This window comes from Pseudomonas sp. S2_H10, from assembly GCF_054668285.1.
The window spans coordinates 1,746,124-1,759,496 of the sequence record NZ_CP162754.1 but is presented as its reverse complement, the minus strand read 5'-3'; the positions used below and the strand labels follow the sequence as shown (position 1 = coordinate 1,759,496).

At 63.3% G+C, this 13,373-nt stretch carries 10 protein-coding genes; 9 read left to right on the top strand and 1 reads right to left on the bottom strand.

Annotated elements, in window-relative coordinates:
* The first annotated feature begins 81 nt into the window (after nucleotides 1–81).
* From AB4O16_RS07675 to AB4O16_RS07655, 5 genes are all read left to right on the top strand, one after another.
* A complete protein-coding gene (locus AB4O16_RS07675) occupies nucleotides 82–1,986 on the top strand; it encodes a sigma-54-dependent Fis family transcriptional regulator (protein WP_460157445.1) in 1,905 nt (634 codons plus the stop codon).
* The gene (locus AB4O16_RS07670; RefSeq protein WP_460157444.1) at nucleotides 1,986–3,704 is read left to right on the top strand and encodes an ABC transporter ATP-binding protein; all 1,719 of its coding nucleotides are present in this window, start codon (nucleotides 1,986–1,988) and stop codon (nucleotides 3,702–3,704) included. Before AB4O16_RS07675 ends, AB4O16_RS07670 begins: the two co-directional genes overlap by 1 nt.
* Entirely contained in the window at nucleotides 3,694–4,371 is a 678-nt protein-coding gene (qhpE, locus tag AB4O16_RS07665) for a subtilisin-like serine protease QhpE (protein ID WP_460157443.1), read from the top strand. Before AB4O16_RS07670 ends, qhpE begins: the two co-directional genes overlap by 11 nt.
* Nucleotides 4,368–5,663 carry a flavin-dependent monooxygenase QhpG gene (gene qhpG, locus AB4O16_RS07660; protein WP_460157442.1) on the top strand — a complete coding sequence of 432 codons (1,296 nt, stop codon included), beginning with the start codon at nucleotides 4,368–4,370 and terminating at the stop codon, nucleotides 5,661–5,663. Before qhpE ends, qhpG begins: the two co-directional genes overlap by 4 nt.
* Before the next feature lie 93 nt (nucleotides 5,664–5,756).
* The gene (locus AB4O16_RS07655) at nucleotides 5,757–6,740 is read left to right on the top strand and encodes an acyltransferase family protein (RefSeq protein WP_460157441.1); all 984 of its coding nucleotides are present in this window, start codon (nucleotides 5,757–5,759) and stop codon (nucleotides 6,738–6,740) included.
* A gap of 13 nt (nucleotides 6,741–6,753) precedes the next feature.
* Here the strand turns inward: AB4O16_RS07655 and AB4O16_RS07650 are convergent, their stop codons facing one another.
* Nucleotides 6,754–8,244, bottom strand: coding sequence for an aldehyde dehydrogenase family protein (locus AB4O16_RS07650; RefSeq protein WP_057713922.1), 1,491 nt, complete (start codon nucleotides 8,242–8,244; stop codon nucleotides 6,754–6,756).
* A 528-nt stretch (nucleotides 8,245–8,772) separates the two neighbouring features.
* Here AB4O16_RS07650 and peaA point away from each other — a divergent pair.
* The 4 genes from peaA (at nucleotide 8,773) to peaD (ending at nucleotide 13,335) form a co-directional block, all read left to right on the top strand.
* Entirely contained in the window at nucleotides 8,773–10,353 is a 1,581-nt protein-coding gene (peaA, locus tag AB4O16_RS07645; protein WP_460157440.1) for a quinohemoprotein amine dehydrogenase subunit alpha, read from the top strand.
* An 83-nt stretch (nucleotides 10,354–10,436) separates the two neighbouring features.
* Nucleotides 10,437–11,867 (top strand): quinohemoprotein amine dehydrogenase maturation protein, encoded by a 1,431-nt coding sequence (gene peaB, locus AB4O16_RS07640; RefSeq protein ID WP_460157439.1) that lies wholly within the window; start codon nucleotides 10,437–10,439, stop codon nucleotides 11,865–11,867.
* A gap of 1 nt (nucleotide 11,868) precedes the next feature.
* A complete protein-coding gene (qhpC, locus tag AB4O16_RS07635; protein WP_008016081.1) occupies nucleotides 11,869–12,192 on the top strand; it encodes a quinohemoprotein amine dehydrogenase subunit gamma in 324 nt (107 codons plus the stop codon).
* A 24-nt stretch (nucleotides 12,193–12,216) separates the two neighbouring features.
* Complete coding sequence (gene peaD, locus AB4O16_RS07630) at nucleotides 12,217–13,335, top strand: quinohemoprotein amine dehydrogenase subunit beta (RefSeq protein ID WP_460157438.1); 1,119 nt, start codon at nucleotides 12,217–12,219, stop codon at nucleotides 13,333–13,335.
* Nucleotides 13,336–13,373 lie beyond the last annotated feature (38 nt).

Below are 13,373 nucleotides of genomic sequence, written 5' to 3'. Positions count from 1 at the left end.
GCCATAGCCCTTACGTTAACGTAAAGATTGCGGCAGGGCGCCGACGTATGAAGGCGCAGGGCGGACGACCCGGAGCGCTTGATGACGCTAATAAAAACCAACTCCCCCAAACTGCATCGCGAAGCCCGGCTGGCCCGGGAAAAGCTGCACCTGGAAGGCGAAGTGCCGGATGGCGTCCTGCGTGCGGAAATCGATGCCTCGTGGCGCCGCAGCCTCAGCCATGGCGTGCATTTCAACGCCAAGCACGAGCTGGCGCTGGAATCGAGCGCCAGCCTCGACCTGTTGCTGTCCAGCAATCGCCTGCTGATCGACGCCGCGTTGCCGGCCATCGATTACCTGGCCGAGCGTCAGGGCAAGGAAGGGCTGATCATCCTCGCCAACTCCGACGCCACCATCCTCGCCGTCGAAGGCCGCGCCGACCGCCTCAAGGGCAGCGGCCTGCAGGACATCACCCTCGGCGCCTGCTGGAGCGAAGCGGTTCGCGGCACCAACGCCCTCGGCACCGCGCTGGTGGAAGCCCGGCCGACCCTGATCGATTGCGGCGAACATTACCTGGACCGCCTCAGTGATTTCTCCTGCACCTCGGTGCCGATCCATTGCCCCCAGGGCGACATCCTCGGCGTCCTCGACCTGACCCGCGAAGGCCCCCTCGGCCGCGCCCACGACAGCACTGCGTTGCTGGCGATGGCGGTCAGCCAGATCGAAAGCCGCGTCTTTAACTCAAGCTACCCGGACGAAATCGTCCTCGCGTTCCACAGCCGCAGGCAATACCTGGAGTCCCCGTGGCAAGGCCTGCTGGCCGTGAGCCTTGGCGGACAGATCCTCGCGGTCAGCGCCCAGGCCTGTCAGTTGCTTCACGCCGAACGCTCGGCCCTGGTCGGGCGGCGCTGCGAGGAGTTTCTCGGCGTCGATGGCCTGCAGTTGCTGGCGCGTCTGCATCAGGGCGGTGTCGGCAGCCTGCAAACCGCCAAAGGCGAATTCTTCTACAAGACCCTGCGCGCGCCGCAGCGCTCGATCAACGTCAGCAGCCCACCACGCACAACCGCGAAACCGGCCAAGGCGCAACCGGATCTGGAAGCGCTCGCCGGCAGCAATACCCGCTACGCCCGTGCCTTGCGCATGGCCCGTCAAGGCCTGGCCAATGAATTGCCGGTCTTGTTGCTGGGTGAAACCGGCACCGGTAAAGAGGTCATCGCCCGTGCCCTGCACATGGCCGGAGCGCGCTGCGACAAACCCTTCGTGGCGGTGAACTGTGCGGCCATTCCCGAAGGCCTGATCGAGTCCGAACTGTTCGGCTATCGCGAAGGCGCATTCACCGGTTCACGCCGTGGCGGCATGGTCGGGCGCCTGCAGCAGGCCCATGGCGGCACCTTGTTCCTCGATGAAATCGGCGACATGCCCCTGGCCTTGCAGGCCCGGCTGTTGCGCGTACTGCAGGATCGCAAGGTCGCGCCGCTGGGCGCCGGCGAAGAGCAGGACATCGACGTCGCGCTGATCTGCGCCACCCACCGCGACCTCAAGCGTCTGGTGGAAGAAAAACACTTTCGCGAAGACCTCTTCTACCGGGTCAACGGCATCAGCGTGATGCTCCCGGCCCTGCGCGAACGCGAGGATTTCAGCGCACTGGTCACTCGCATGCTGACGACACTGGGCGCACCCACCGTGGTCCTGCACGACGATCTGAATCGCTTGCTCGGCGGTTATCACTGGCCCGGCAACATCCGCCAACTGGAGATGGTCCTGCGCACCGCGCTGGCCATGCGCGAACCGGGTGACACCGTGCTGACCCTCGACCACTTGCCCGACAGCATGCTCGACGAATTGACCGCCAGCGAACGGCCTCAGTCCGGCAGCATCCGGGAAAACGAACTGGAGTTGATCCGTCAGTCCCTGGACACGCACCAGGGCAACGTTTCGGCCGCCGCCGACGCCCTGGGCATCAGCCGCGCGACCCTGTATCGCAAGCTCAAACAGTTGCGTTCGTGATGCAGCGCCTGATCGTTCGGCTGATCGACAGCCAGAACCCCGAGGCCCTGCAAGCGTCGCTGCGCTGGCTGTACAGCTTTGTGCGCCCCCATCGCCTGGCGATTGCCGGGCTGCTGGGCCTGTCGGTCTGCGCTTCGGCGCTGGTGTTGGTGCAGCCGTGGCTGACCAAACTGTTGATCGACGACGGCCTGCTGGCGCGCGACTTCCCGATGCTGGTGTTGATCGCCGGCCTGATGATCGTCGCCGGGCTGCTGGGCACGGCGCTTTCAGGCATCAACCGCTACCTGCACACGCGCCTCTCCGGGCGCATGCTGTTTGCCCTGCGTGATGACCTGTACCGGCATTTGCAAACCCTGTCGCCGGGCTTCTACGGCCAGCGGCGCATCGGCGACCTGATGTCGCGCCTCGATGGCGACGTCGCGGAAATCCAGCGCTTTGCCGTGGACTCGCTGTTCTCGGCGGTGTCGAGTGTGATCGGCCTGGTGGTGGCCGTGGCGATGCTGCTGACCTTGTCCTGGAAGTTATCGCTGTTGGCCCTGGTGCTGATTCCCCTCGATGTCCTCTGGCTGCGCTGGATGCGGCGCAAGGTCGAGCGCGATGTGCGGCAGTTGCGCGAGCGTTCGGCGGACATGTCGTCATTCATGGTCGAGACGCTGCCGGTGATGAAGTTCATCCAGTCCGCCGGCCAGCAACAGCGCGAAGCGCGGCGCCTCGAGACGCTGGGGCAGGGCTACATGAGCCAGTTGCTGCGCCTGCAGGTCACCGAGTTTTTCACCCAGGCCGTGCCCGGTACCCTGACCTCGCTGTCCCGGGCCTGCGCATTCTTGATCGGCGGTTACTGGGTGGTGCAGGGCACCTGGCAGCTGGGCGCCCTGATTGCGTTTTCCACTTATCTGGGTATGGCCGTGGGGCCGGTGCAGAGCTTGCTCGGGCTCTACGTTGCGATCCAGCGGATGACCGTCAGCCTCGGCCGGGTCATGGAGTTGCGTGGCGAACATCCGACCGTGTTGACACCCGCCACGCCACGGGCGATGCCCACTGGCGGCGATCTGTGGTTCGACAACGTGCATTTTGCCCATCCCGGCCGCCAATCGACCCTGCGCGGCATCGAAGCGCGGATTCCCTACGGTCTGAAAGTGGCCCTCAGCGGCGGCTCGGGCGAGGGTAAATCGACCCTGATCGATCTGCTGCAACGGCATCACGATCCACAATCGGGCCGGGTCCTGCTGGGCGACGTCGATCTGCGCGAACTGGATCTGTTCCAGCTGCGTCGACGCATTGCCATCGTCAGCCAGGACATCGTGCTGTTTCGCGGCAGCCTCGCCGACAACCTGGCCTATGCCGTGCCGGACGCCAGCCGCGAGGCGATTGCCGAAGTGGCGCGGCTGGCGCAACTCGACAGCCTGATCGAATCCTTGCCCGAAGGTCTCGACAGTCCGCTGGGTGAGCGCGGCCAGCAGTTGTCCGGCGGGCAAAAGCAGCGCATCGCGATTGCCCGGGCGCTGCTGCAGGACCCTCTGATCCTGGTGCTCGATGAAGCCACTTCCGCGGTGGATGAGGCCACCGAGCGCGAAGTCATCGACGCCATCGACCGCCTGTTTGCCGGACGCACACGCATCCTGATCAGCCATCGTCCTTCAACCCTGGCCGATGCCGATCTGCGTTTTGAATTGCTCGACGGCGTACTGACCTCGAAAGCGGTGCCGCATGAAGCCTGAGCTGCGCATTGGTGTGGTGGACAGCGGCCATTCGGCGGCACAGCGGGTGCAGGTGATTGCCGGTCGGCGCTTTTCATTGCTTGAAGACGGCCTGGCTGAGGGCGAGTTGCGCGACGATCCGCTGGGGCATGGCAGCGCGGTGATCGAGGCGATCGGCCGGCGCGCACCCTCGGCGCTGTTTTGCGTCGCCCAGGTGTTCGACCAGCGCGGCGTCACCAGCGCCTTGCAGATCGCCACGGCGATTGACTGGCTGGTGGCGCAGGACGTGCGACTGATCAATTTGAGCCTTGGCCTGCGCCAGGATCGCAGCCTGTTGCGCGCGGCCTGTGCAGCGGCGGTGGCGCGGGGCGTGCTGCTGTGCGCGTCGAGCCCGGCCCAGGGCGAAGGGGTGTTTCCGGCGAACTATCCGCAGGTGTTGCGGGTGACCGGCGATGCGCGCTGCGCCGAGCAGGAATGGTCGTGGCTCAACAGCGCCCAGGCGGATTTCGCTGCGTGTGTGCATGGCACCTACCCGGGGCAATCCGGGGCGAGCCTCGGTTGTGCCGCCTTGAGCGGGCACATCGCCGGGTTCCTCGCCGAACAGCCTGACGCCAGCAATGCGCAAGTCATCGAGTGGTTGCGCGAACATGCGCGTTACCGTGGCCCGGAACGGCGTTTCGGGCCATGACCGACATCGTCATTCTGGGTGCCGGACCGGCCGGTGCCGCGGTCGCGTTGGGGTTGCGGCGGCTGGGCCACGGCGTCACGCTGATCAGCGAATGGCGCCGGTTTGCAGCGCTCGAAGGCGTCTCGGTGCGGGTACTGGAGGCCTTGCGCAGCGCCGGCCTGCAGCACGCACTGGCGGATGCGACGTTACCCTCCCAGCGCCAGGTTTCATGGAATGGCCAGCAGCATGCGCAGAACATTGAATACTTGCTCGACCGACCGGTGTTTGACCGCGGCCTGCGCGAGGATTTGCGCCTGGCGGGGGTTGAACTGATCGAAGGCCGGGTGCTCACGGTTCACTCATCGGCCACTGGTCATCGCATCGAAATCGACGGACGCGAACCGTTGCTCGCTGAATTTCTCGTCGAGGCCCGTGGCAGGCAGGCCCCCGCTATCGGCAAGGGTTTGCGCGGCCCCGAGACGGTCAGCCTGCTCAATCGCTGGCAGGGCTCGCCGGGCGATACCGCCAGTGCCGTGGAAAGCCTCGAGGACGGCTGGGCATGGATGGCGCGGCGCGCCGACGGCCAGTGCTACTGGCAATGGACGGTGGACGTGGCCAGTGCCGGCTTGCCGGGCAAGGCGCAATTGCTCGATTACTGCCGGCAGCGGCGCCAGGGATCTCGTCTTGCCGAGGCATTCTTTGCTGGTGAAGAGGAAGCGGATCTACAACTGCACGCTCGCAGCAGCACGGCGATTCTGAGCCCGCAGGTGTGTGGCGACAACTGGATCCGGGTTGGTGATGCGGCAATGGCCGTCGACCCGCTGTCGGGCAATGGCATCTTTCAGTCGTTGTCGTCGGCGTTGCAGGCGCCGGCGGTGATCAACACGCTGTTGTGCAAGCCCGAACGCGCGGCTCTGGCCCAGCGTTTCCACCAGCAACGGGTTGAGCAGTTGTTTTTGCGTTTTGCGCGGATCGGCCGGGATTTTTATGCCGATGAGCAGCGCTGGCTGGATCAGCCGTTCTGGCAGGCACGACGGAACTGGCCGGATGCCGAGGTGGCCCATGCCGAGGCGGATTTTGCAGCCCTGAAAATCGAACGGGCGCCGGTGCTGCGTGACGGTTTTGTCGATGAGGCCGAGGTGGTGATTACGTCGGATCAGCCGTTGGGCATCTGGCATGTGCAGGGGGTTGAGCTGGCGCCGTTGTTGCGACGCTTGCGTAGCGAACCGGCGGAGCAGGCGTTGGCCGGTTTGACGGTTGAGCAGGGGCGGATGGTTCGCAGCTGGTTGCTGGGTCAGGGTTTCAAACCCTGAATGAAGAACGTCCGGATCCGGCGAAAAGCCTGTTCTCCCAGCGTAAAGCATCGTAATTTACGCGCCATAACGACAAGGAATTTTGGGGTGTAAGTGGGAGCTTATCGTCTGCTGTTGGCCGTTCTGGTGGCCGTTTCTCATATGGGCAAGACGTTCATGGGGCTAAACCCCGGCGTGATTGCCGTGATTTCCTTCCTGATCATCAGCGGTTTCGTGATGACCTCGCTGATCGAGCGCAACTACAAGACGCCGGAGAAAGTCGGCCTGTTCTACCTGGACCGCGCCCTGCGGCTTTACCCTCAATTCCTGTTCTACTTCGCAGTTTCCTGTGCGGTGATCTATTTCCTGCTGCCCGGTACGCCTCAAGCCGCCGAGCTGACGCTGCGCAACATCGCCGCAAGCCTGACCATCGTGCCCCTCGGCTTCTACATGTTCGGAGCGGCGGGTTCGTGGATCTTGCCGCCGGCCTGGTCCCTGGGGCTTGAGATGTGCTTCTACCTGTTGATCCCTTTCCTGATCATCTACAGGGCGCGGGGCGTTGCGTTTGCTCTGTCCGTCGTCGTCTTCATGGCCGCGTGCCTGGGTTTCATCAACGCCGACCTTTACGGCTACCGGCTATTGCCGGGCGTGCTGTTCATGTTCCTGTGCGGCAGCTACCTGTACAAAGCGCGGCCGAAGGGTCTGGCGATCGCTGCCGGCACCGCCTTGTCGGCGGCCCTGATGTTTGCGGCCATCATGGCGGGATGGATAGAGCGCCGGCCGTTCAATGCCGAAGTGACCCTCGGCATAGCGCTGGGCGTACCCGCCGTGTACCTGCTGACAAAGCTCAGGTTTCACCGGATTGACGAGTTCCTCGGCAATATCAGCTACGGCGTATTCCTGAATCACTATGTGGTGATGTACTTCCTGCACGCTATCTGGTCGGTTGCCTACGATGGGGCCATTGTTGCAACAGTGCTGGCCCTGTCGTTGCTGCTCAGCGGCGTTTCGTACTGCTGCGTCGAACGGCCGGCCCTGAAGCTTCGTCACGGGCTTCGGGCCGGCGCCTTCGCGGGCAAGCCCGCGATGGCGACCTGAAGGACGCTACAAATCACAACTTGATCAACACCGACTTCAACTCGGTGTAATGCTCGATCGCCGCATACCCCATCTCCCGCCCGACCCCGGACATCTTGTAGCCGCCGAACGGCAGCGCCGGGTCCAGGGCGCTGTGGCAGTTGACCCACACCGACCCTGACTTGATTCGCGGAATCATCCGGTGCACCGCCGCCAGGTCATTCGACCAGATGCTCGCGCCCAATCCATACGGACTGTCGTTCGCCATGCGCAGCGCATCGGCCTCATCATCGAATGGAATCGCCACCAGCACCGGCCCGAAGATTTCCTCCTGCACCAGCGAGTGCTTCTGATCGACGTCGACGATCACCGTCGGCTTGACGAAGAACCCCGGACCGAACTGCTCGCCACCGCAGGCGATGGTCGCGCCGCTTTCCCGACCCTTTTCGATGTAGCCGTAGACGCGCTCCTGCTGGCGCGCCGAGATCAGCGGGCCCATGTCGACGCTCGGGTCCAGGCCGTTGCCGAGTTTCATCGCGTTGGCGATGTCGCTGATGTCCGCCACCACATTGTCGAAATGCTTGCGCTGCACATACAACCTGGAACCTGCGCAGCAGACCTGGCCCTGATTGAAGAAAATCGCGCTGGCAGCCCCGGCCGCGGCGGTTTTCAGGTCGGCGTCGGCCATGACGATGGTCGGTGATTTGCCACCCAGCTCCAGGGTGACCCGGGTCATGGAGTCCATGGCGATCTTGCCGATCTGCTTACCCACCGCCGTGGAGCCGGTGAAGGTCAGCTTGTCCACCAGCGGGTTGTGGGTCAGGGCCGAGCCCGCGGTGATGCCGGTGCCGGTGACCACGTTGAACACACCTTCCGGATACCCGGCTTCCAGCACCAGCTCGGCGAGTTTCAGGGCGGTCAGCGGGGTTTCGTCGGCGGGCTTGAGCACCACGGTGCAACCGGTGGCCAGGGCCGGACCGAGTTTCCAGCAGGCCAGCAACAGCGGGAAGTTCCAGGCGACGATGGCACCGACCACGCCCACCGCTTCACGACGGATGAAACTGTGGAACTGGTCGTTGGGCATCAGCGGTGCCGACACGTCAACCGTGGAGCCTTCGATCTTGGTCGCCCAACCGGCCATGTAGCGCAGGAAGTCGATGGCCAGTTGCACGTCCATCACCTGGGCCACCGCCGCGCTTTTACCGTTGTTCAGGCATTCCAGCTGCGCCAGCAGCTCGGCGTCGCGCTGCATCAGGTCGGCGAGTTTCCACAGCAGGTTCTGCCGCTCCCGGGGACGGGTGCGGGTCCAGGCCGAATCGTCGAACGCCTGGCGGGCGGCGAGCACCGCGCGATCGACATCCTCCGGCGTTGCCCGTGGCACCACGCACAACACCTCACCGGTGGCCGGGTTGTGCAGGGGCATGGTCTGGCCGTCGGCGGCCTCGACCCAGTCACCACCGATCAGCATGCGCGGGGCGCGCTGGATGAATGCCGAAGTGGCGGGAAGCAGGTTTGGGAGCGACATGATGAAACCTCGTCTTGTTCGTGTGGCGAGGTCATTCGCAATGGCTGTGCCAGTTGTTGATTTTTTTTGTTTCGAGCCCGAACGAGCGGGCTTGCGGGTTGTTTTTCGAATGGCCCTCGGCGTGGGCAAGCGTCGCAAATTGCGACGACGTGAGACATCAGTACACCCTTGTAGGAGCGAGCCTGCTCGCGAAAAACCTCCAGACAACCAAGGCATTCAGACACCCCCGCATTATCGTTGGCGTCCATCGCGAGCAGGCTCGCTCCCACAGAGAGCAGAACTATGCTTGTCTCAGGTTGCAACAGTTGTCGCGAAATTGAACGTGTTGCCGCGATGGCATGACTGGCAAAACTCCCGCCGATTCTGGCAAGCCATTGATTCATTGAGGTATTCGTAAGCTGGCACGCTCCGTGTATTGCTCATCGCAGACGTTTCTCTTGCCTCCGTCAGCGGATCAACGCCGGCGGCAGAAACCATAAAAACGATAAGCCACAACAATAAGAACGCACCGTGCGAGGTTCGACGTTGATGAAGAGAAAACTCCGATCAGGCATGAGCGCCAGCCTGCTGGCCGTAGCCGCTTGCGTAGCGCTGCATTCGCCTCACAGCCTGGCAGCCCGCGATGCCCAGACCATCCTCAAGGAAACCTGTCAGGGCTGTCACACCCCCGAAGCCGATAACGCCCTGAGCCGCATCAGCCACCAGCGCAAGACGCCGGAAGGCTGGCTGATGAGCATCGCCCGCATGCAGACTATGCACGGTTTGCAGATCAGCGATGACGACCGTCGCACGCTGGTCAAGTACCTGGCCGACACCCAGGGCCTGGCGCCGAGCGAAACCGACGGCGTGCGCTATGCGCTGGAGCGCCGGCTCAATACCGTCGAGCATTTCGACGACCCAACCCGCCAGATGTGCGGCCGCTGCCACTCCGGTGCGCGGGTCGCGCTGCAACGGCGTCCGGCACAGGAGTGGGAACGCCTGGTGAACTTCCACCTCGGTCAATGGCCGTCCCTGGAGTATCAGGCGCTGTCCCGCGACCGCGACTGGTTCGATCTCGCCCGTAAAGAAATGGTGCCGCTGCTGGCCAAGCGTTATGCGCTGGACAACCCGGCCTGGAAAAAATGGCAGAGCGCGGCGCCCAAGGCCGATGCGCTGGTGGGCGACTGGAGCTTCAGCGGCCACTTGCCGGGCAAGGGTGAACTGGCCGGCGTGATGAGCGTGACCGCCGATGGCAGCGACACCTTCAAGGTCAGCGTCAAAGGCCAGTACGCCGACGGCAGCCCGTTCGATGGCGACGGCAGCGCGATTCTCTACACCGGCTACGAATGGCGCGGCAACGTGACCATCGATGGCGTGACCATGCGCCAGGTGTTCGCCGCCCAGGGCAATGCCATGCAGGGCCGCATGTTCGAGGCCGAGCACGACGAGCGCGGCCTGGATTTCGTCGCGGCCAAACAGGGCTCCCAGCGATTGCTGGCGGTGCAGCCGGGTTACGTGAAGGCCGGCAGCGAAACCGAAGTGACCCTGATCGGCAGCGGCCTGACCGGCAAGCCGAACTTCGGCAAAGGCGTGGAAGTGCTCGAAGTCGTCTCGCAGAGCCCGGAGCAGATCAAGGTCAGACTCAAGGCTGCCGCCAACGCCCAACCGGGCCTGCGGGCAGTCACTGTCGGCATGCTGAAAGGCCCGAGCCTGTCGGTCTACAACAAGATTGCCGAGGTCAAGGTCGTGCCGGAGTTCTCGGTGGCGCGGATCGGCGAGGGCGGCGGCTCGACGCCGAAGGTCCAGGGCCGTTTCGACGCGGAAGCCTGGGGCAAGGGCGCCGATGGCAAGCCGTATCGCATCGGCGTGTTCCCGGCGCATTGGAAGGTCGAGGCCTTCGACGACCGCGCCAGGGAGGACGAAGACGTCAAGTTCGCCGGCACCATGCAGGCCGAAACCGGCGTGTTCACCCCGGGCGATGCCGGGCCAAACCCGGCACGCAAGATGTCCACCAACAATGCCGGCAACCTCAAGGTGATCGCCGCCGTCGACGACGCAGGCAAATCCCTGACCGGCGAAGGCCACATGATCGTGACCGTGCAACGCTGGAACAATCCACCCATTCCTTGAGATGGCTGACAGCACAGGCTTCAGACACTTTTTTCGGAATGATCGCAGGCCTCGCAGACCGGGGCTTGCACAGGAGGTTGGTTATGGGCGCTATCTTGAATCTGGTCGAACGCAATCTGCACGAAGTGCAGGTCGATGCCGACCGCATGCTGTTTCACATCCCCAGCAGTTCGCTGTTCGCCAGCGATGAACTGACGGGCACCATCATCGATACCCTGCGCGGCCCCGGCTGCTCCTCGGACGACCTGATCCAGCGCCTGGCCGCGCGTTTCAACGGCGAGGAAGTCACCGAGACCCTGCGTGAACTGATGGCCCTGGAACTGGTCAGCGACGGCTCGCCGCTGACCCCGGACATCGCCACCAAACGCGTCGAGCGCACCGCGATCAACACCGTGGTCTTGAACGTCAACACAGGCTGCAACCTGAGTTGCACCTATTGCTACAAGGAAGACCTCGACAAGCCGTCGGCCGGCAAGAAGATGGACGTGGAAACGGCGATTGCCTCGGTGGAAATGCTGCTGCGCGAATCCCCGGACGAAGAGCGCTTCACCGTGGTGTTCTTCGGCGGCGAACCGCTGAGCAACCGCAAGCTGATCGAGTACATGGTCGACTACTGTGAGAAGCGTTTCCGCGAGGCGGGCAAGTTCGTCGAATTCGTGATGACCACCAACGCCACGCTGCTCACCGAAGACACCGTGGACTACCTCAATGCCCACCGCTTTGGTTTGTCGGTGAGCATCGACGGGCCGAAGACCGTGCACGACCGCAACCGCATCACCGTGGGCGGGCAGGGCACCTACGACGTGGTGCGGCGCAAGGCCGAGATGCTGCTGTCGCGCTACAACAGCCGTCCGGTGGGCGCGCGGGTGACCCTGACCACTGGCGTCACCGACGTCGAAACCATCTGGGATCACCTGTTCAACGAACTGGGTTTTGCCGAAGTCGGCTTTGCCCCGGTGACCTCCGGCGACATCAGCAGCTTCAATCTCACCAGCGATGAGCTGATCGAAGTCTTCGCCAGCATGAAACGCCTCGGTCGGCGTTACCTGGAGGCGGCGCTGGAGCATCGCAACATCGGCTTCTCCAACCTGCACCAGTTGATCACCGACATCCATGAAGGCCATAAAAAAGCCCTGCCGTGCGGCGCGGGCTTGAAGATGCTGGCCGTGGATCACAAGGGCGAGCTGAACCTGTGCCATCGCTTTACCGGTTCGAGCCTGCCGACCTTCGGCAACGTCCACAGCGGCGTGAAACAGGTGGAGTTGAACGACTTCCTTTCGCAGCGCCTGGACCGCACCAACACCGGCTGCGAAGACTGTCAGATCCGCAACCTGTGCTCCGGCGGCTGCTACCACGAGAGCTACGCCCGCTACGGCGACCCGACCCACCCGACCTATCACTACTGCGAACTGATGCGTGACTGGGTCGACTTCGGCATCGAGGTCTACACCCGGATCATGGCCAATAACCCTGCGTTCATCAGCAGTTACATCACTCCGCGCAAGGCTCACTGATATGAAACATCTCAAGGCAATCAATAACAAAGCGTTGAAGCTGGATCAGGCCGCGGACGAGAACCGCATTGAAGAAGTGGTGGCCATGAGTTCCGTGGCGGGCTGTGCCTCGACCACCGACCCGGGCTGGGAAATCGATGCGTTTGGTGGCGTGTCGTCGCTGTGCCAGCCGATGGAGGCCGATCTCTACGGTTGCTCCGACCCGTGCTGGTGGCCGGCCCAGGTGCCCGACATGATGAGCACCTACCCGGACTGGAACAAGGATGCCCAGGCGTCCAACGACAACTGGCGCAACCTCGGCACTGTCTTCCCCAAAGACAAGTGATCAGATAATAAGAAGGATTCCAGCATGCACAGCATCAAAGCCTGCGGCCTGGCCGCTTTCGCCGTCCTGAGCAGTTGTTCGGTCAGTGTTCTGGCCGATGAAAACAGCGCACTGCAAGTCGGTCACGAGTACATGGTGACCACCAATTACCCGAACAACCTGCACGTGATCGACCTGGCCACCGACACCCTGTTCAAGACCTGCAAGATGCCCGACGCCTTCGGCCCCGGCACCGTGCAACTGTCGCCGGACCGCAAGACCGCCTACGTGTTGAACAACCACTATGCCGATGTCTACGGCGTCGAACTGGACAACTGCAAGCAGGTGTTCCACGCCAGCATCACCCAGAAGCCGGGGGAGAAGGCGAAGTCGATGTTCGCCTTCACCCTCAGCCACGACGGCAGGGAACTGTTCACCATCGCCAACCCGACGTTGATGATGAACGACCGCTACGAGGTGCAGCAGCCACGGCTCGACGTGTACAAGACCGACGCCGGCATGGACGCCAAGCCGGTACGCAGTTTCCCGGCACCGCGCCAGTTGACCATCATGCAGAGTGGCGACGACGGCACCTTGTATGTGGCGGGGGCGGACGTCTACAAGGTCAATGTGCAAACCGGCAAGTTCGACGTGCTGATCCCCAGCCGTCACTGGAAACGCCCGAACTACAGCGCGCCGGACGTGCTCTACGTGTGGAACCAGCAGACGTATCGGCATGACTTCTCGCTGCTCTACACCGCGGCGAAGTTCAAGGACAAGAAACAGGACCCGGCCACCGCCGAATACCTGTACGGCCTGTTCAGTGTCGACCTGAAGACCGGCAAGACCGAAACCACCGATTTCGGCCCTCTGACGGAAATCTACTTTAGCGGCATGCGCTCGCCCAAGGACCCGAACCTGATGTTTGGCGTGCTCAACCGCCTGGCCAAGTACGACATCAAACAGAAGAAGATGCTCCAGTCCGCCACGCTCGAACACTCGTACTACTGCATTTCCTTCAACAAGGACGGCAGCAAGATCTACCTGGCCGGGACGTTCAACGACGTGGCGATCTTCGATGCCGACAGCCTGAAGCAGACGGGCAGCATCAAGTTGCCGGGCGGGGATATGGCGATTACCACGGCGCAGATATTTGTCCGGTAAATTGCGGCGCCTGGGCTGACGCCATCGCGGGCAAGCCC

Coding starts and splice junctions, on each gene's coding strand:
- AB4O16_RS07650 (WP_057713922.1), bottom strand. CDS start 8,244: ATGTCGCTCCCAAACCTGCTTCCCGCCACTTCGGCATTCATCCAGCGC.
- qhpE (WP_460157443.1), top strand. CDS start 3,694: ATGAAGCCTGAGCTGCGCATTGGTGTGGTGGACAGCGGCCATTCGGCG.
- qhpG (WP_460157442.1), top strand. CDS start 4,368: ATGACCGACATCGTCATTCTGGGTGCCGGACCGGCCGGTGCCGCGGTC.
- AB4O16_RS07670 (WP_460157444.1), top strand. CDS start 1,986: ATGCAGCGCCTGATCGTTCGGCTGATCGACAGCCAGAACCCCGAGGCC.
- peaA (WP_460157440.1), top strand. CDS start 8,773: ATGAAGAGAAAACTCCGATCAGGCATGAGCGCCAGCCTGCTGGCCGTA.
- AB4O16_RS07675 (WP_460157445.1), top strand. CDS start 82: ATGACGCTAATAAAAACCAACTCCCCCAAACTGCATCGCGAAGCCCGG.
- qhpC (WP_008016081.1), top strand. CDS start 11,869: ATGAAACATCTCAAGGCAATCAATAACAAAGCGTTGAAGCTGGATCAG.
- peaB (WP_460157439.1), top strand. CDS start 10,437: ATGGGCGCTATCTTGAATCTGGTCGAACGCAATCTGCACGAAGTGCAG.
- peaD (WP_460157438.1), top strand. CDS start 12,217: ATGCACAGCATCAAAGCCTGCGGCCTGGCCGCTTTCGCCGTCCTGAGC.